This window comes from Ruminococcus intestinalis (genome assembly GCF_014288065.1).
GTDB classification, from domain to species: Bacteria; Bacillota; Clostridia; order Oscillospirales; family Acutalibacteraceae; genus Ruminococcoides; species Ruminococcoides intestinale_A.
In genome coordinates this window covers 324081-342697 of record NZ_JACOPS010000001.1, presented here as the reverse complement: position 1 = coordinate 342697, position 18617 = coordinate 324081, and the positions used below count along the sequence as shown (strand labels likewise).

The window sequence follows — 18617 nt, the reverse complement described above, 5'->3', positions numbered from 1 at the left end:
TAAAATCAAATATTAAAGCTGTGCTTTATCCTCATCAAGCTTTGCGCCGCAGCTGTTGCAGAACTTTGAATTTTCAGGAATATCACTTCCGCATTCAGGGCAATAAGTAACACTTTTTGTTGCTGAAATGCTATCGTTGATAAGATCAAGATTTTCTTTAAGCTCTGTAATTTCAGCGGATTTTTCTTTGATTTTGTCTGACAAATCAGTACCGTGTACCACACTTTTGTAAGTGAGCGCACCAAGTTCTTTAAGTTTGGTGTTAATTTCCGCTCTGATTTCAGCCGCAACAATTTTTTGCTTTGAATTGTCATAAACATCAGATGCTTTTTTAGAAACAACAGACGCCGCTGCCTTTGCATTTACAATAACATCGTCTAAAATACCGTCGAATTTTCCCATATCAGTCATACCTTTCTATATAATATATCTGTGCTATTATAGCATTATTGCACGGGATTAGCAACAAATTTATTGTGTATAAAATGCCGAAATTGCATTTTTTCTTTTTATCATTTCCTCGAATCTGTCAATATATTCATACGGATACTTAAAGTTAAATATGCGTTCGAGATAGTCGGGATTATTTCTCTTGAGTTTGGTAACAGCACCCGAACCGCAGCCGAGAATTGTATGGGTTTCGTCCATAACATAAACATTGTAAAGACTTTCATAGCCTTTTTTAGACCAACCGACATTTTCAAGGTTGCCTGCCATTCTGCTCTGTCTGTACAGATAATACGGAATGTAATTCTTTTTCAAAAGTTCATTTTGATTATATTCGAGCATTTTCCTTGTGGTTTCTGCGCCCTCTCTGTCAATCGTAACACCTTTTTCGGTAAGTGTGGAACTGCGTTTCATACTGAGAGTGTGCACTGTAATACATTCGGCGTCAAGTGCAAGAATACCGTCAACCGAATTTTTAAAACTTTCGTATGTATCTGTCGGCAAACCTGCGATAAGGTCGGTATTTATATTTGTAAAACCGCATTTTCTTGCGAGAGCAAAAGCGTCAAAAAACTGCTGTACAGTATGTTTTCTGCCTATCTCACGCAGAACATCGTCATTTAATGTCTGTGGATTTATGCTTATTCTGTCAACATTATTTTCTTTTAAAGCCTTTAACTTTTCGGCAGTAATTGTATCGGGTCTGCCTGCCTCAACCGTAAATTCCCTGCAAGCTGACATATTGAAATTACCGTTTACAGTACCGATTACCTTTGAAAGCTGTTCTGCCGAAAGAGTAGTCGGTGTGCCGCCGCCAAAATACACGGTTTCAAGTCTTAGTCCGAGTTTATTGGCGATTTCGGCTGTAAGTTTAATCTCCTCACAAAGTAAATCGGCATACGGGTCTACAAGTTTTTTTGCTCTTTCTATAGATGACATTACAAACGAACAATAACTGCATCTTGACGGGCAAAAAGGAACACCCACATATAAACTGAAAGAATCGGGCTTGGAAAGCTCAATGATTTTTCTTTCATTTTCCTCCGTCATTACGGCAAGGTCGAGTTTTTCGGGACTTACATAGTAGTCGTTTGCAAATATTTCTTTAGCCTTTTCAAAGCCCTGCTCATTTGAAACATTCCTAAAAAGTTTTATAGGACGGACACCCGTAAGCAAACCCCAAGGTTGATTTATGCCTGTAAATTCACACAAAAGTTTATAAAGCATCTGTGCAAGCGAAAGTTCCTTTTCATTATCTTCGCCTGTATTTTCAGTATTCAGAGATTTATTGAAATCTCCTGCCTTTACCTCAACTGTCAGTTTATCCGACATTTCGGTATATATATACGGCTCTTCCTTACGCTCGCATTCACGCACAACCGTTATTTTTTCATTAGGAAAAAATAATCTTGCCACATTTTCAAGTTCATAGTGAAAGCCATGATTAATTACATATAAATTCATATCAAACCCTGCTCATTAAAGGATTATATTTTTTCTCGTGCTCGAGAGTAGATGTCGGGCCGTGACCCGGGATTACGATATAGTCACCCTCAAGCTGCTTTAACTTTTTAATAGAGTTTACCATATCATTGTTATTGCCTGTCGGTAAATCGGTTCTGCCGTATGATTCGCAAAACAATGTATCACCGCAAATCAAAAGTTTATCTGTTATATAGCATCCGCAGCCCTTTGTATGCCCGGGTGTACTGATATACTTCACCTTAGTTTCGCCAATCATAAAGGTATCGCCGTCCTCAAGATAAACGTCTGCTTTAAACGGCTCAAGGTTTATATTATGAAAAGCGGTAAGATTAAGTGTTGAATCGGAAAGAAACTCTGCATTTGCTTTACCTGTTATAATCATTGCACCAAACATATCCGCAAGCTGTTTTGCGAATGTTATGTGGTCATAATGACCGTGAGTAAGCAAAATGTAGGTGAGTTTTCCGCCGTCTGCGTTTATCTGTTCAATAAGTTTATCTGACTTTGCACCGGGGTCCACAACTGCGTTACAGCCTGTTTCCTTGTCAATAAGATATACGCAATTTGTAGCCAAATCGGTAACATTAAAAATTTTATAATCTATCATTTTCATTACCTGCTTGTATTGTTAATATTTTAAATCACGGGTGTCAATATCAATGGTAACAGGGCCGTCATTAAGCAAAGATACTTTCATATCGGCACCGAATATTCCCTTTTCTGCCTTACGAACACCGTTGTCGAGCATCTTTTTACAAAAATATTCATATAAAGGCTCTGCAATATCTGGCTTGGCGGCTTTCATAAAATTTGGTCGTCTGCCGTGCGAACAATCTGCATAAAGCGTAAAATTTGAAATAACAAGCACTTCACCGTCAATATCCGCAAGCGACAGATTCATTTTATCGTTTTCGTCGGTAAATACCCGCAAAGTTGCAATCTTTGACGAAAGTGCGTCTGCCTCTTTTTCGGTATCACCCTCCGCAACACCGAGCAGAATTAAAAATCCGTTGTCAATCTTACCGACTGTATTGCCGTCAACCTTTACTTCCGCAAAAGTAACTCTTTGTAATATTGCTTTCATATTATAACCTCTTAATCTCAATAATTCCGCTGATGTCAGAAAGTTTTGAAATTACACCTTTAAGGTGATTTTTACCTGTAACATCAATAGTAGCGGTTACCATAGCTTTGCCGTCGCCGACTTCTCTTGAATTAAGAGAATGAATAAATATGTGCATATTTGAAAGTTTGATTGTTACATCTGCAAGAAGTCCTGTTCTGTCGGTAGCAATAATCTGCAATGTACTGCGGAATGCCTCTCCTGCCTTGTCTTCCCAATAACAGCTTACCCATCTTTCAGGTTCTTCGCAGTCATTAAGATCCTTAGGAACATTTGTACATTCCCTCTTATGGATTGATACTCCGTAACCTCTCGTAATATAACCTATAATCTCATCGCCCGGCAAAGGATTACAACAATTTGAGAACTTAACCAGAACATCGTCTGTGCCCTCAATTACAACGCCCGAAGATGCCTTTGGCTTTTTACGGGGAGCTTGCGGAACTTCGATTTTTTCTATATCTGCGGCATAGGTTTTCTGGTATTCTTCCTTAATTCTCGGCATAACTTTCCAAAGCTGAATACCGCCGTAACCGATTGCGGCATAAACATCGTCGAGGGTTACATACTGCTTTTTCATAAGCATTTTTTCAATAAACTCAACAAACTCTTCATCAGAAAGATTAATGCCGTTGCGCTTAAATTCTTTTTCAAGCATCTGCTTACCTTCGGCAATGTTTTCGTCACGCTTTTCGTGCTTATACCACTGACGAATTTTTGACTTTGCAGAAGCAGTCTTACAAATATCTATCCATGCTTTATTAGGATGCTCTTCTTTTTGAGTAATAATCTCGCAGATTTCACCAGTTTTTAATTTATAGTCAATCGGCACGATTTTTCCGTTTACTTTAGCGCCGACCATTCGGTGTCCTACCTGTGTGTGAATAATATAGGCGAGGTCAATGGGGGTTGAACCGTTCGGTATAACCATTACATCGCCCTTTGGTGTAAATACATAAACATCGTTTTCTTCAAAGTCATTTCTGATATTCTTTGCAATATCCGTTACATCTTCGGCTTCAAGCTGATCGAGAATCATATTTTTGACTTTCTCGATGTTTTCGGCAAGGCGGGTACTTTCGCCTTTTCCGCCCGCACCCATACCGAGTTTATATTTCCAGTGCGCTGCGATACCGTATTCGGCGGTGTAGTGCATTTCCCATGTTCTTATCTGAACTTCAAAAGGAATGGCTCTCTTGTCAAGTACGGTTGTGTGCAATGACTGATACATATTCGGCTTAGGCATAGAAATATAATCTTTAAAACGGTTCGGAATAGGTTTAAAAATATCATGAACTACGCCGAGTACATTATAACAATCCGATACGGTATCTACAATTACACGCACTGCAAAGACATCAAAAATTTGGTCAATAGTTTTGCCCTGCATAAATGTTTTGCGGTAAATACTGTAAACACTCTTTACTCTGCCGCTTATGTAAACATTTTTTATTATATTATTTGTTTTTTCAAGAATTTGATTTTTTATAGATTCAATAAACTTGTCACGGTCGTTTTCCGAAAGGCTGATAGCATCTTCAATCTCCTTGTAACCAATCGGGTCAAGGTACTGCAAAGACAAATCCTCAAGCTCGTCTTTTATGGTTTTGATACCGAGGCGGTGAGCAATAGGAGCATATACCTGCATATTTTCGTGAGCCTTATCTCTTCTGCTCTGCTCAGGCATACAGCTTATTGTACGCATATTATGCAAACGGTCGGCAAGTTTAATAATAATTACTCTGATGTCGTTTGCCATTGCAATAAGCATTTTTCTGATGTTTTCTGCCTGTCTTTGCTCTCTTGAAGAAAAAGCGATTTTTGAAATCTTGGTAACACCGTCAATCAGCCTTGCAACATCCGCACCGAAAAGTTTTTCAACTTCCTCAAGCGTTGTAGGAGTATCCTCAACAACATCGTGAAGAAGTGCGGCGCAGATTGCGTCTGTATCCATACCGAGTTCGGCAAGAATACAGGCAACGGAAGTCGGGTGCAGAATATAAGGAATGCCCGACACTCTTCTTTGGTCGCCATGAGCCTTTTCGGCAAACTTGTATGCTTTTGTAATTTTGTCAATATCATATGTACTGTTTGACTGGCCAAGCAACTTTACAAGCTCGTTGAAATCCTGATAATGTGCTATTCCTGAATATTTACTCATTACTGCATCCCCCTCAATTTTATAACCGTATCGGCTGAATTAAGATCAACCTTTTGCGACACTTCGGAAACTCTGATTTGTGCGCTGTTTATTCCTTCAATCACCTCAATAAGCGACAGTTCGCTCATTGCGTCAAGAATAATCCTGATTTTTCCGATAGACAATTTATAATCAAGTTTATGTACAAGCGTTTCGATAGGGTAGGCATAGCCTCCCGATTTTCTTAAGAATACATATAGTATTGCAAAATCTTCACGAGTAGGCAAAAGATCGGTTATTTGTGCTTTTGTAAGATTTAAACCGAGTTTAAAATCTTCGTAGTTCCTCTGACTTTGCAAGAAGTCTTTGGTATCAAGCACTGACGGTTTTATTTCCTTTAATATTATGGAAACATTGCGTTGACCGTTAAATTCGTTTATATCGAGCGTAACCGCAAGGTCAAGTACATCTCCTACTTTATAAGGAAATTCCTGTTGCGTGGTAAAGAAATTCATAACCGATACTGTCGAATTATTGCGTTTAAATTGCAGCCGTAAATGCTTATTTTGTGACAGCGGAGTAATCTGTGAAAGAGTCATTTTATACAACCCGACAAGCGGTATAGGATTACCCGCACCGTAAGGAGCAAGATATGCAAGCGGTTCAACAAGCTGAACGCTTATTAAAGCAGGATTTAACCTGCAGTCAATATTACACGCATTAAACGGCATATTTTCCAGCTTAAGGGCATATTCGTTAATTCTTTGGCGGAACAATTCAATATTTTTGCTTTTTAGTGAAAGTCCTGCCGCCATAGGGTGACCGCCGCAATGGGTAAGTAAATCCGAGCAGGCAAAAACCGCATCACAAAGGGAAAATCCCTCAACACTTCTGCCCGAGCCCTTTGCCTCTTCTCCGTCACGGGAAATAATAACAGTAGGCTTACCGAAAAATTCTTTGACCTTTGCCGCCACGATTCCGATAACGCCCTGATGCCAACCCTCGCCGTCGATAACAAGCACACGGTCATTTTTAATATGAGGATTTGCTTTGACCATTTCGTCAATCTTCATTAATATATTTTTTTCGATTTCCTTACGCTCGTTGTTATCTTCATTAAGCTGTTTCGCAATACTCATTGCCTCGTTTTCATCGTCGGTCAGCAACAGTGAAACCGATTTTCCCGAAAAGCCGAGCCTGCCGACCGCATTTATTCTCGGAACAAGTGTAAATGATACATTGCCCGAAGTAATCTTTTTGCCGGCAATTCCTGCGGTTTCAATAAGAGCATTAATACCTGCTCTGTCGCTTTCCTGAATATTAATAAGTCCACGCTTGACAAACACTCTGTTTTCGCTTTTTAATTCCACAATATCTCCGACTGTTCCTATACAGAGCAGGTCAGAGTAATTGTCAAGCAGGGACGATACATCGCAGTTTTCGCCCTCAAGCGCCATAACCAATTTAAAGGCCACACCGACACCCGAAAGCATTTTGTACTTACTCGGGCAGTCGGATTGATGCATATCGATTACCGCAACAGCATTGGGTATTTTTCCCGTCGGTTGGTGGTGATCAGTAATTACAGTGTCAATACCGAGAGAGTTTGCGTAATCAATTTCTTCCACAGCGGCTATTCCGTTATCGACGGTAACAATCAACTTTACTCCCTTTTCAGCGAGAATATTGATTGCGCCTTTATTCATTCCGTAACCTTCTGTTTCTCTTGACGGAATATAGTACATAGCGTTTGCACCGACCGTTTCAAGATAAGAGTACAAAAGTGCCGTAGAAGTGACGCCGTCCGCATCGTAATCTCCGTAAACGCATATAAGCTCATCATTGTCAATTGCAGATAAAATTCTGTCAGCACCTTTTTTCATATCTTTAATTTCAAAAGGTGATGCAATAACGCTGTCGTTCTGCAAAAAATCCTCGATTTCCTCTCTTTTTGTAATGCCTCTGATCTGCAACAACATTGCAAGTATTGGAGGTAATCCGTATTCTGTTTGTATTCTTTTTGCTTCATCCTTGTTGATTTCGGATACTATCCAATTCTTCAAAATGCCATTCTCCTTAATTACCTTTTAACTGCCGCTTACAAAATTTCACTCTCTTTAAGCATTGATTCGGCATGTGCAAGTGCTGCGTCTGTAATATTTACGCCGCCTATTATTCTTGCAAGCTCATGCTTTCTGCCGTCAAAGTCAAGCAGCTTTACCTGCGTAAATGTTCTGCCGCCTTCAACCTGTTTGCTTATAAGATAATGAGCGTCGGCAAGCGCCGCAAGCTGTGCCTGATGTGTTACGCAGAGCACTTGACTGCTTTTTGAAACTTCTTTGAGTTTTAATCCGACCTTTTGAGCGGCTGAACCCGAAATACCTGTATCGACCTCATCAAAAATCAAAGTATCTATATCTTCCGTGCTTGCAAGCACTGTTTTTATTGCAAGCATCATTCTCGAAAGCTCACCGCCCGAGGCAATCTTTGCAACCGGTCTTGGCGGTTCGCCGGGGTTTGCGGAAATAAGAAATTCTACCTTGTCTGTTCCTTTTTCGTAAAAGTCTGTATTTTCAAATTGAGTTACTATCTGAACATTCGGCATATTTAAAAAGCTCATTTCTTCACGCACTCGTTCAGAAAATACTTTTGCCGTCTTTTTTCGTATTGAACTTAATTTTTGTGCGGAAACCCTTGCATTGTATTCGGATTCTTTATAGTCAGCCTCAAGCTGATCTCTGTTCTTATCATAGCTTAAAAGCTCTTCAAGTCTTGTCTGCATTTTTTCGGCAAGTGCAGGTAATTCATTACATTCGCAGCCGTACTTTCTTGTAAGACGATTTAACAAATCAAGTCTTTCATCAATTTCTTCAAGCCTTTGAGGATCGCTTTCAACCGAATCGGCGGCATCGGAAATCGACTCTATACAATCTCTCAGATTATAATAAACATCCGTGATGCTCTCGGAAATACTTTCATAATCCGCATTGAGTGACGCCGCTCTCTGAATATAATTCATCGCACTTTCAACAGCCTCAATACCGCCTGCGGTTCTTTCATCTCCGTCAAGAAGTTCTCTCGAATCATTAAGCAGAGTAAAAATCTTTTCGGAATTCATCAGAATAATGCGTTCGTTTTCAAGCTGTTCTATCTCATCGGGCTGAACATCGGCATTGAAAAGCTCTGTTGTCTGATAGGTAAGCAAATCAATTTCGTGCAATCTTGCAGACTCATCTGAATTAGCCTCGTTAAGCTGCTTTTTCAGTGCCTTATACTTTTTATATTTTTCTCGGTAATCTTCAAGCTCGTTTTTTAATTCGCCAAAGCTATCGATATAATCTATATGTGTATCAGGCGAAAAAAGTTCGTAACTTTCGTGCTGACCGTGAATATTAATAAGATTTTTCGCAACCTCTTTTAATACAGTAACACTCGCAGGTCTTGCGTTGATTTTACAACTGCTTTTTCCCGTTGCGGAAATCGTACGCTGTAATATTAAAGTATCGTCATCTTCATTGTTGTATCCGAGTTCCGCAAGCTTTGCTTTTACGGTATCGTTTACATCATCAAACTGTGCGGTTACAAGCGCTGTTTTTGCGCCGGTACGCACAAGTTCTTTTGAAGTACGCTGTCCCATAATAGCGTTGATTGAATCTATAATAATACTTTTACCTGCACCGGTTTCACCTGTAAGTACATTAAGTCCCTGCGAAAAGTCAATTGAAGTCTTTTCGATAACCGCTATATTTTCTATATATAAAGTTGTAAGCATATACCATCATCCCTGTTCAGAGCAGCTTTTTAAGCTCCTCGGTAAGATTAACTGCGTCATTTACGGTACGGCAAGCAACAAAAATAGTATCGTCGCCTGCAATAGTTCCTACAATTTCCGAGTGGTCAAGTGAATCAAGCGAAGTACAAACCGCCTGTGCCATACCTACCATAGTTCTTATAACAACAATGTTTTGAGCCGCGTCTATAGAATTTACGGCTGTGGAAAACATTGACTTAAGACTTGATTTTTTTTCATTTTGATTTTTTGCGGGTGACATATAACGGTATTTTCCGTCTGAATCAAGTGCCTTTACAAGGCGAAGGTCTTTTATATCTCTTGAAATTGTCGCCTGCGTAGCCTTGTAACCGTCACGCTTAAGGCAATTAAGAAGATCGTCTTGAGTTTCTATAGACTGTTCTGAAATAAGCTCAAGTATTCTTGCGTGTCGTCCTGATTTCATTACATTTCCCTCTCTTTCAGCTTTTCGTTAAGCAGCTTAAAGAAATTACGCTTTCTCAACGAAATAAGCTCAAGACAAAGCTCTGATTTTTTGATTTTGACTGTATCTTCCGAAAGAATATCAACATTTTTTTCGCCGTCAACAGTAAGTAAGCAGCAGCAATCGGCAGGAATTTGAACCGTAACCGCAAGACTTGCACTGCCGTCAAACAAGACCGAGCGTGAATGTAATGAATGAGGACAGACAGGAGTGGCAATAATGCAGTCCGTCTGCGGTGCAACTATAGGACCGCCTGCCGAAAGAGAATAAGCCGTTGAACCTGTAGGGGTAGCAAAAAGCAAACCGTCGGCTCTGTATTTTGCAATCCATTCATCATCCAGATACAAATTAATATCAATTATTTTTGAAAACTGACCTCTTGCAATTACAGCGTCATTTACCGCAAGATAATGCTTTGTTTCACCGTCTTTGTTTACCTCGACATCAAGAAGTATTCTTTTTTCTGTTGTATATTCTTTATTTACAAGCTTTTTTAATCTGCCGATATCATCGGGTTCAAGGTCTGCGGCAAAACCGAGCCTGCCTACATTTACGCCTATAAGCGGAACATTATTTACCGCAGCATATTTTGCGGCATGAATAATAGTACCGTCACCGCCCGCCGTAACCGCCGCATCGCAACAGCCGAAAAGCTCGTCAATGGTATCGACATAACTTATATTTATTCCTTTATAAAAAGGTTTACATTCGCTGAGCATAACTACATCAGCGTTTTCTCCAAGAAAAAGTATTGCTATCTCTTTTGCACAGGAAATTGCTTTTTCCTTGCTGAGATTAACCACTACAGCTATTTTCATAACTGCCCTTCCTTTCTTGTACAGACAATAATATCTTATTGCTTATTTATCAAGCTGACTATGAGAATTTTTGACAAGTTCTTCAGGAGTAATCTCTGTATATGACTTGGGGTCATCACTCTTTCTTAAGTGAATGAGATACTCTATATTGCCCTCCGGACCTTTGATCGGTGAATAATCAAGATTTAAAACATCAAAGCCGTTTTCAAGGCAGAAATTAAAAATATTCCGTACAACTTCAATATGCACGGCAGGATCACGCACAACGCCCTTTTTGCCTACCTTTTCTCTGCCTGCCTCAAACTGCGGCTTAATAAGGCAAACAGCCTGTGCGTTTTCAGCCATAAGTTGCCTTGCCACAGGTAAAATAAGTTTGAGAGAAATAAAAGAAACATCAACCGAGAAAAAGTCAATTTCATCAGGCACTTGCTCCCTTGTAACCTTTCTCATATTTGTGCGTTCAAGGTTTACAACCCTTTCATCGTTTCTGAGTTTCCAAGCAAGCTGACCGTAACCTACATCAATGGAATAAACTTTCTTTGCGCCGTTTTGCAGCATACAGTCGGTAAATCCGCCTGTCGAAGCACCTATATCCATAGTGATTTTTCCGTTTAAGTCAAAATCAAAATTATTTATAGCTTTTTCAAGTTTCAGTCCGCCACGGCTTACATATTTTTGAGTTGAACCACGCACTTCAATTTTGCAGTTTTCGTCATAGCTCTGACCGCATTTGTCGGCTTTCTGGTTATCCACATATACCTGACCTGCCATAATTACAGCTTTTGCCTTTTCACGGCTGTCAGTAAATCCGTTTTCATATACGAGTATATCAAGTCTTTTTTTCATTATCTGTTTCCAATCCTGTCAAGGTCTTCCAAGACTACATCAGCCATACCCTCTGCATCGAGTTTGAGCATATGCAAAGCCTCGGATACCGACATCTGTTTTACAAATTTATCGCCAATGGTTTTTATATGATAACAGCCGTTAAACTGTCTTGCAAGCAAAGCATCACCGAAATTTCTGGCAACACTGCCTGTTTTTATTCCCTCTTCAAAAAACCACACCGTATTAAATTCGGTTGCAAAATCAAATGCCGACGGGTCAATCGGTTTGATTTTACAAAGTTTTAAAATACAAACTTCTATGCCTTTTTCCGCAAGCATTTCTTTTGCTTTGCAGGCATAAGAGAATAATCTGCCGTAAGTGATAATCAGCTTGCCGCAATCTTTGTTGCCGTAAATATCATAAGTAATGCTTTCTTCGCCAAAATCATCGGGCTTATAAAGTTCACCGCCACGAGGGTATCTTACAGCGGCAACATTGTTGCAAACATAAATTGCGGAATTAAGCGCACATTTCAGTCCGTCAAAATATGTCGGAGAAAAAATTGTGACATTCGGAATTGAATTAAGCATAGATACATCAAATACGCCCTGATGTGTTTCGCCGTCATCACCGACAATTCCCGCTCTGTCAATAGCAAGCACAATGTGCAGTCCGCTCATTGCCGCATCGTGTATAATCTGGTCATATGACCTCTGTAAAAATGTCGAATAAACCGCAAATACAGGACGCATACCCTTTGAGGCAAGTCCGCACGCAAAAGTCACGGCGTGTTCTTCCGCAATTCCGACATCAAAAAATCTTTCTTTATGATAGATAGAAAATTTCTCAAGTCCTGTGCCCTTTGCCATTGCGGCGGTAATAGCACAGATTTTTTTATCTTTTTCCGCAAGTTCACAAAGTGTGTTACCAAATTCAGCAGAAAATCCTTTATGAGAAGATATAGGTTCGCCCGAATCAATATCGAATTTGCCGATTCCGTGGAAAGTGCCCGGATTTTCTTCGGCAGGTAAATATCCCTTGCCTTTCTTAGTAACAACATGCAAAAGTACGGGTGAATTGATTTTCTTTGCGGCTGAAAGTGCATTTTCGAGTTCCGGTATATCGTGACCGTCAATAGGACCGATATATGTAAAGCCAAAGCAATCAAACAAAGTGTTTTTGTACACAAGATTTTTAATTTTTGACTTACTTCTCCTTAAAAATGCGCTTATCGGTCTGCCAAACAGAGGAATTTTAGAAAGCACCTTTTCCGTATTTTTCTTTACTCTTATATACCACGGCTGTATTCTTACTGTGGTAAGATATCTCGGAAAAGCACCGACATTTTTAGAAATTGACATTTTATTGTCATTAAGAATAACAATAAAATTCTTTTTGAATCGTCCGGCATTGTTCATTGCCTCAAAAGCAAGTCCGCCCGTAAATGAGCCGTCACCGATTACGGCAACCGTATGGCTCTGATCTCCGCTTAACATCTTTGCTCTTGCAATACCGTATGCCGCAGAAATAGATGTACTGCTGTGGCCTGTATTAAAATCATCATACTTGCTTTCACTGCGTTTAGGGAAACCCGAAATGCCCCCTTTTTGGCGCAATGTATAAAAATCGTCAAATCTTCCCGTAAGCAATTTATGAGTATAACTCTGATGTCCCACATCCCATACAATGCTGTCTTTGGGCAAATTAAAAGTTCTGTGGAGTGCCACGGTAAGTTCCACAACGCCTAAATTCGGAGAAAGGTGACCGCCGTTGAGCGATACGGTTTCAATCAATTTTTCTCGTATTTCACTGCATAATTTCGCCAAGTCTTTTTCATCAAGCCTTTTTACATCAGCAGGCGATTTTATTTTTGACAGTAACTCATAGTCACCCATTTTCTCCCTCCTTATCCTTTTCCATATTCATAATAAATTATTTTTTACGGCTTGCAAGGTAATCCGCAAAATCGCACAAAGCCGTTGTATCACCGTCAAAAGCATTAAGAGCCGTTTTTGCCTTATCTGTAAGTTCAGCAACAAGTTCTCTGCACTTTTCTATACCGAGAAGCGACACATATGTTGACTTAGCGTTTTCGTTGTCACTGCCTACAGGTTTTCCGAGTTCTTCGTCAGTGGAAGTAACATCAAGAATATCGTCCTGGATCTGGAAAGCAATACCTATACACTCGCCGTATTCAGATGCTGATTTTATAAGTTTATCATCAGCATTCGCAGAAATACATCCAAGCTCACAAGCCGCCTTTATAAGACAAGCTGTTTTTTTATAATCCATTTCTCTCAACACTTCAAGCGGTGCTGATTTATTTTCATTAATAATGTCAATAACCTGACCGCCGACCATACCTCTTGCACCGCAATAAGCCGCAAGGGTATTTACAGCTTTACAACACGCAGCAGCCGAGCTTTGGCTGATTGCCTTGTCGCTTGTCATAATTTCAAAAGCGAGCGACTGCAATGCATCTCCCGCAAGCAAAGCAGTATCTTCACCGTACACCTTATGATTTGACGGTTTGCCTCTGCGCATATCGTCATTATCCATACAAGGCAGATCATCGTGAATAAGCGAATATGTGTGTATCATCTCAACCGCACAAGCAAAAGGTACCGCAGCATCTGTCTTGCCATTGCAAAGTTCGTTAAAACTGAATACAAGATTAGGTCTTACTCTTTTTCCGCCTGCCTCAAGGCTGTATTTCATAGACTCGATAAGTTCTTTTTCTCTGCAATTTAAGTCAGGCAAATAATCATAAAGAGCCTGTTCGGTTTGTTTTATATAATCAGTCATTATTCATCACCGTCTGTAGTACAAATATTATTTAACTTTGTATTAATATCTTCAATTTTGCCTTTGCTTTCCGAAAGTTCCTGCATACAAAAAGCAAGTAATTCGCAAGCCTCTGTGTAGCAATCAACACTTTCTTTGAGCGGAAGTTGTGAATTTTCAAGTTTAGCCACAACCTCGTCAAGTTTAGCGTCAGCTTGTTCAAAAGTTAATTTTTTATTCATTATTCAAGATCCTCTGCATATTCAAGTAATCTGTTCATTCTGTGGTTTGCGCCGCTGCGGCTTATCGGCACAGAAAGGTTTTGTCCCAAATCTCTCAGCGACATTTCGGGATTTTCAAGTCTTAACACGGCTATTTCTCTTAAATCGTCGGGCAAAGACTCTATTCCCTTTTTGTCTTTGATTTTTTGTATCGCCGCAAGCTGCTTTGCGGAAGCAGACGCAATTTTGGTTATATTGGCAACCTCACTGTTTATGCGCCTGTTAATGTTATTGCGCACCTGTTTTACAGCCTTTGTACCCATAATTTCCATAGCACAATTTGTTGCGCCTATGTATGTAAGCAAATCACAAATTTGCTCACTGCCTTTAAAATAGACAACATAACTGCCGTTGCGCACAACTGTTTTCGGCGTAAAATCACATTCGGGTATTTCCGAAAGAATTTTACACAAATCGACCGACAGATTTTTATGCGGCACACAAAACTCGGCGTGGTAACTTTTCATTGGGTCAGACACCGAACCGCAGCCCTCAAAAGCTCCTCGTAAAAAAGCCGCCACAAGTTCGTCACTGCTTATATTGGCTCTGTTTACTCTTAGCGATATATCATTGTCGTGATGACCGTAATCATCAAAAATTCTTAAACAGTCATCGGCATTTATAAGTGAAATTTTAGAAAGGTGATGCTCTGTGGTTCTGACACGCAAAGTGGTTTCTTTTTCGATAATCGGCATATAAAGTTCTTCAAGCAAATCCGTCACTTTTTTAGAAACATCACTGTTTTCGGTTGTAAGAACAATTTTATCTTTTTTAAATACCTTAGAGAAAATAAGTAGGCCGTAAAGCTCTGCCTTTTTTTGTTCGGTATCTACAGCATTAACAGAGCAAAGCTCCTTTTTAACTTCGGAGGAAAACGACACTATTTACACCTCGTTATTTTTTTACATCTCTGTGCTGTACAATGCACTTGTAACCTTTTTCCATAAAATAGTTATCAAGCAATTCCGCAATTGTAACACTGCGGTGTTTGCCGCCTGTACAGCCTATGCCGACTACAAGCTCGCTTTTGCCTTCTTTAAGATACAAAGGCAATGAATAGTCAAGCCAGTCAATAAGTCTTTTTACAAATTCCTGTGTTTCTTCACTGTCAAGCACATAGTCCTGAATACATTTTTCAAGTCCCGTATGTTCCTTAAGTTCCGCAATATAAAACGGATTAGGCAAACAACGAACATCTATAATCAAATCAGATTCAAGCGGAATACCGTACTTAAATCCAAAAGACATAAAAGTAATCATAATACTGTTGGAGCTGTTCTCAAGAAACATCGAAATAATGCGTTCTCTAAGCTGTTTAATTGACATAAATGTCGTATCAATACTGTAATCGGCAAGTGTTTTTACGGGAACAAGCAATCTTTGTTCTTCCTTTACAGCGGCGGCAACAGAGCCGTCCTTAAGTCTTTCGGTAAGCGGATGTCTTCTTCTTGTTTCTTTATAACGCACAATAAGGCTGTCGACTTTTGCGTCAATATAAAGAATACTTACGCCCTCGTTATTTTTCTTGAAGTTTTCAAGGTCGTCGTACATAACCTCATAATCACCGTTGCCTCTGACATCAACCACAACCGCAACTCTTTTCATTGCTTTGTCCGAAGAATCTTTGCAAAGTTTGTATAATGTCTGCAAAAGTGAGGTGGGGATATTGTCAACGCAGTAGTATCCTATATCCTCCATAATGTGCAGCGCACTTGTTTTGCCTGCGCCCGACATACCCGAAATAATTACAAATTCCATAATATCAACTTCCTCTATTACGCCTTAATTATTGCATAAATAATTATTTTCAAAGCATTATCAATTCACATTCAAGATCATAACCTGTTTCTTTTTTAACAGTTGTCTGAATTTGAGAAATAAGCTCTTTTACATCTTTAGCAGTGGCATTGCTTTTATTAATAATAAAGCCTGCGTGTTTTTCCGATACTTCGGCACCGCCGACACCCTTACCTTTAAATCCGCACTGTTCTATCAAAGCACCTGCGTAATTTCCCTCGGGTCGCTTGAAAACACTGCCCGCACTTGGAAATTCAAGCGGCTGTTTATCAATTCGTCTGCTCATAAAATCGTCCATTCTGTGACGAATATCATCGGGATTATCGCTCTTAAGTTTGAGTGTTATGCCTGTGATTATGCAGTTATTTTTACGGTAAGCACTTGTGCGATAGCCGAATTCAAGATTTTCTTTATCAATTCTGCCGATAGCGCCGTCATCTGTAATATGATTTACCGACACGACAACATCTTTCATTTCTCCGCCGTAAGCGCCCGCATTCATAAATGCCGCACCGCCTACAGAGCCCGGAATTCCCCACGCAAACTCAAGTCCGGAAAGACTGTTGTTAAGCGCAAATTTACAAAGAGCAGCAAGTGTAGCACCTGCACCGCAATAAACGGTTTCGCTGTCTATCATTCTTATCTCTTTGAAATCGCCGTCAAGTTTAATAACAGCGCAATCCATGCCATTATCGTCTACAAGTATATTACTGCCGTTACCGAGCAAGAAATATTTTGTATCTGTAAGTTTACATTGTCTTACAAATTTGCAAAGCTTACTTAGACTGTCAACCTTTATGTAAACTGCCGCATTGCCGCCGATTTTAAAACTTGTGTGTTTTTTCATCGGCTCGTTAAGCTTTGTTTCACAAGCAAGACTGTCTGCAAATTTATATATATTTTCAATATTATTCATCGAATTACTCCAGTTAATAATAAATATTTTTCTCCTTAAAGTATGCTTTCAGGGTTTCTTCGTTCGCATTAACAATAAGCTCCTGCGGAAAATCTATATCTTCAAGCATTTTCAGAGTTTCGGTGCCTCTGCCAAGGGTATGGGTATAGTGCGAATCGGTATTCACGCAAATTCTTGCTTTGTATTTTTTACAAAGTTTTGCAATCTGCGTACAATTTGAGGCACAACTCTTTTTATATCTGAATGCGGAATCGTTAATTTCAATAAGTTTGCCCTCTTTTGCAAGCTGAGGGATAACTTTTTCATAGTCATATTTAAAGTATTCACTGCCACTGTGACCAATGACATTTACATTAGGATTTTTTGCAAGGCCGAGGTAAGCCTGTGTACATTTTTCAACAGTTGCCTCGCCCTCAATAGTTAAAGTGTGAAGTGAAGCTACCACCCATTCAAGATTATCCTGCAGCTGCGGCTCAACATCAAGATTACCGTTGTAATCGCATATATTAGCCTCTATTCCGTGCAGCACTCTTACGCCCTTTATGTATGCGGGTAAAATAGCAAGGGATTCAAAATAGAACGGACCCGGTGCTCCCGGCATAGTTCTTGCATGGTCAGTGATTGCAATGGCAAAAAGTCCGAGATCGTGCGCCTCCTGTGCCATTTCCGTTATAGTGGCATAAGCGTGTGTAGACGCTATTGAATGTGTATGCATATCGGCAACTAATCTCATTTGCTCACCCCGTTATTACTCCCATTTGTCAACGATGACTTTCTCTGTCTGCGACATATCAAAATCCATACCGAGTGCGCTCAAAAGCTCCTGTGCGGCATTATAACCGAGCTTTTTCTGACGGTTGTTCATGGCCGCAACCTCAATAATAACGGCAAGGTTTCTGCCCGGCTTTACAGGTATGGTCAAGGTCGGCACTTCAACGCCCAAAATATCCATATACTGATTATCAAGTCCCATTCTGTCGTAAACCTTGGTGTTGTCCCAAATTTCAAGATTGATAACAATATCTATTTTTTCCGTAATCTTTACCGAACCCATACCGAAAAGCTGTCTTGCATTAATAATACCGATACCTCTAAGTTCAATAAAATGTCGGATATTTTCAGGTGACTGTCCCATAAGCGTGTGAGTGGAGGTTTTTCGGATTTCCACTGCGTCATCGGCAACAAGACGGTGTCCACGCTTAATAAGTTCAATAGCGGTTTCACTCTTACCTACACCGCTGTCACCGAGCAGCAGACAACCCTCACCGTAAACTTCCACAAGAACACCGTGTCTTGTAATTCGAGGCGCAAGTTCTTTGTTAAGATATTGGAAAAGTGCCGCTGTAACCTGTGATGTTGTTTCTGCCGAGCGCAAAATTGACACCTTATGTGTTTTTGCACTTTCCATCATAGCTATAGGTGGTTCGATATTTCTTGAAATGATAATCGCAGGCGGGCCAAAGCTCAATATTGAGTCAATAACCATTTTTTGAGCCTCCGAGCCGAAACGAGAGAGATACGAAAACTCTGTTGTACCAAAAAGGAGCAGTCGGCTGCTGTCGAAAAAGTCAAAATATCCTGTAAGCTCAAGTCCCGGACGATTTACTTCAAATGTTGAAACTTTGATTTCTTCAAAATTTTCAGCAATATAAACCTTTTGCAAATCTAAATCTTCAGTCATTTTTGATAATGCAACCGAAAAATCACTAGCCATAAATCCACCG

18 protein-coding genes are annotated in these 18617 nt (G+C 39.9%); all 18 read right to left on the bottom strand.

Translation table 11 applies throughout. The annotated features are described in order from the left end of the window. Nucleotides 1-12 precede the first annotated feature (12 nt). Nucleotides 13-402, bottom strand: a complete 390-nt coding sequence (locus H8R91_RS01665) for a zinc ribbon domain-containing protein (protein ID WP_186934618.1) — start codon at nt 400-402, stop codon at nt 13-15. Nucleotides 403-471: 69 nt separating this feature from the next. After that, the gene (gene hemZ / locus H8R91_RS01660) at nt 472-1911 is read right to left on the bottom strand and encodes a coproporphyrinogen dehydrogenase HemZ (RefSeq protein ID WP_022235445.1); all 1440 of its coding nucleotides are present in this window, start codon (nt 1909-1911) and stop codon (nt 472-474) included. Between the two features lies 1 nt (nt 1912). Then, on the bottom strand, nt 1913-2539 hold the full coding sequence (locus H8R91_RS01655; RefSeq protein ID WP_186934617.1) for an MBL fold metallo-hydrolase: 627 nt from the start codon (nt 2537-2539) through the stop codon (nt 1913-1915). Nucleotides 2540-2560: 21 nt separating this feature from the next. Then, complete coding sequence (dtd, locus tag H8R91_RS01650) at nt 2561-3016, bottom strand: D-aminoacyl-tRNA deacylase (protein ID WP_022235443.1); 456 nt, start codon at nt 3014-3016, stop codon at nt 2561-2563. Nucleotide 3017: 1 nt separating this feature from the next. Then, nucleotides 3018-5216 carry a RelA/SpoT family protein gene (locus H8R91_RS01645; protein WP_186934616.1) on the bottom strand — a complete coding sequence of 733 codons (2199 nt, stop codon included), beginning with the start codon at nt 5214-5216 and terminating at the stop codon, nt 3018-3020. Beyond that, the gene (recJ, locus tag H8R91_RS01640) at nt 5216-7258 is read right to left on the bottom strand and encodes a single-stranded-DNA-specific exonuclease RecJ (RefSeq protein WP_186934615.1); all 2043 of its coding nucleotides are present in this window, start codon (nt 7256-7258) and stop codon (nt 5216-5218) included. The genes H8R91_RS01645 and recJ overlap by 1 nt, the downstream gene beginning before the upstream one ends. 35 nt (nt 7259-7293) lie before the next feature. Beyond that, entirely contained in the window at nt 7294-8967 is a 1674-nt protein-coding gene (recN, locus tag H8R91_RS01635) for a DNA repair protein RecN (RefSeq protein ID WP_186934614.1), read from the bottom strand. A 16-nt stretch (nt 8968-8983) separates the two neighbouring features. After that, a complete protein-coding gene (gene argR / locus H8R91_RS01630) occupies nt 8984-9430 on the bottom strand; it encodes an arginine repressor (protein WP_022235439.1) in 447 nt (148 codons plus the stop codon). Further along, nucleotides 9430-10287, bottom strand: coding sequence for an NAD(+)/NADH kinase (locus H8R91_RS01625; protein WP_022235438.1), 858 nt, complete (start codon nt 10285-10287; stop codon nt 9430-9432). The genes argR and H8R91_RS01625 overlap by 1 nt, the downstream gene beginning before the upstream one ends. 42 nt (nt 10288-10329) lie before the next feature. Further along, the gene (locus tag H8R91_RS01620; protein ID WP_022235437.1) at nt 10330-11133 is read right to left on the bottom strand and encodes a TlyA family RNA methyltransferase; all 804 of its coding nucleotides are present in this window, start codon (nt 11131-11133) and stop codon (nt 10330-10332) included. Further along, the gene (gene dxs, locus H8R91_RS01615) at nt 11133-13010 is read right to left on the bottom strand and encodes a 1-deoxy-D-xylulose-5-phosphate synthase (protein ID WP_022235436.1); all 1878 of its coding nucleotides are present in this window, start codon (nt 13008-13010) and stop codon (nt 11133-11135) included. The genes H8R91_RS01620 and dxs overlap by 1 nt, the downstream gene beginning before the upstream one ends. Nucleotides 13011-13047: 37 nt before the next feature. Continuing rightward, the gene (locus H8R91_RS01610; protein ID WP_186934613.1) at nt 13048-13920 is read right to left on the bottom strand and encodes a polyprenyl synthetase family protein; all 873 of its coding nucleotides are present in this window, start codon (nt 13918-13920) and stop codon (nt 13048-13050) included. Continuing rightward, entirely contained in the window at nt 13920-14141 is a 222-nt protein-coding gene (gene xseB / locus H8R91_RS01605) for an exodeoxyribonuclease VII small subunit (protein ID WP_186934612.1), read from the bottom strand. Before xseB ends, H8R91_RS01610 begins: the two co-directional genes overlap by 1 nt. Next, on the bottom strand, nt 14141-15061 hold the full coding sequence (whiA, locus tag H8R91_RS01600; protein ID WP_186934611.1) for a DNA-binding protein WhiA: 921 nt from the start codon (nt 15059-15061) through the stop codon (nt 14141-14143). The genes xseB and whiA overlap by 1 nt, the downstream gene beginning before the upstream one ends. 13 nt (nt 15062-15074) lie before the next feature. Next, nucleotides 15075-15938 carry an RNase adapter RapZ gene (gene rapZ, locus H8R91_RS01595; RefSeq protein WP_022235432.1) on the bottom strand — a complete coding sequence of 288 codons (864 nt, stop codon included), beginning with the start codon at nt 15936-15938 and terminating at the stop codon, nt 15075-15077. Nucleotides 15939-15987: 49 nt separating this feature from the next. Further along, nucleotides 15988-16893, bottom strand: coding sequence for a UDP-N-acetylmuramate dehydrogenase (gene murB, locus H8R91_RS01590; RefSeq protein WP_186934610.1), 906 nt, complete (start codon nt 16891-16893; stop codon nt 15988-15990). A gap of 13 nt (nt 16894-16906) precedes the next feature. Further along, nucleotides 16907-17626 (bottom strand): phosphatase, encoded by a 720-nt coding sequence (locus H8R91_RS01585; protein ID WP_186934609.1) that lies wholly within the window; start codon nt 17624-17626, stop codon nt 16907-16909. Nucleotides 17627-17641: 15 nt separating this feature from the next. Continuing rightward, nucleotides 17642-18607: an HPr(Ser) kinase/phosphatase gene (gene hprK, locus H8R91_RS01580; protein WP_022235429.1), complete on the bottom strand. Its 966-nt coding sequence runs from the start codon at nt 18605-18607 to the stop codon at nt 17642-17644. Nucleotides 18608-18617: the final 10 nt, after the last annotated feature.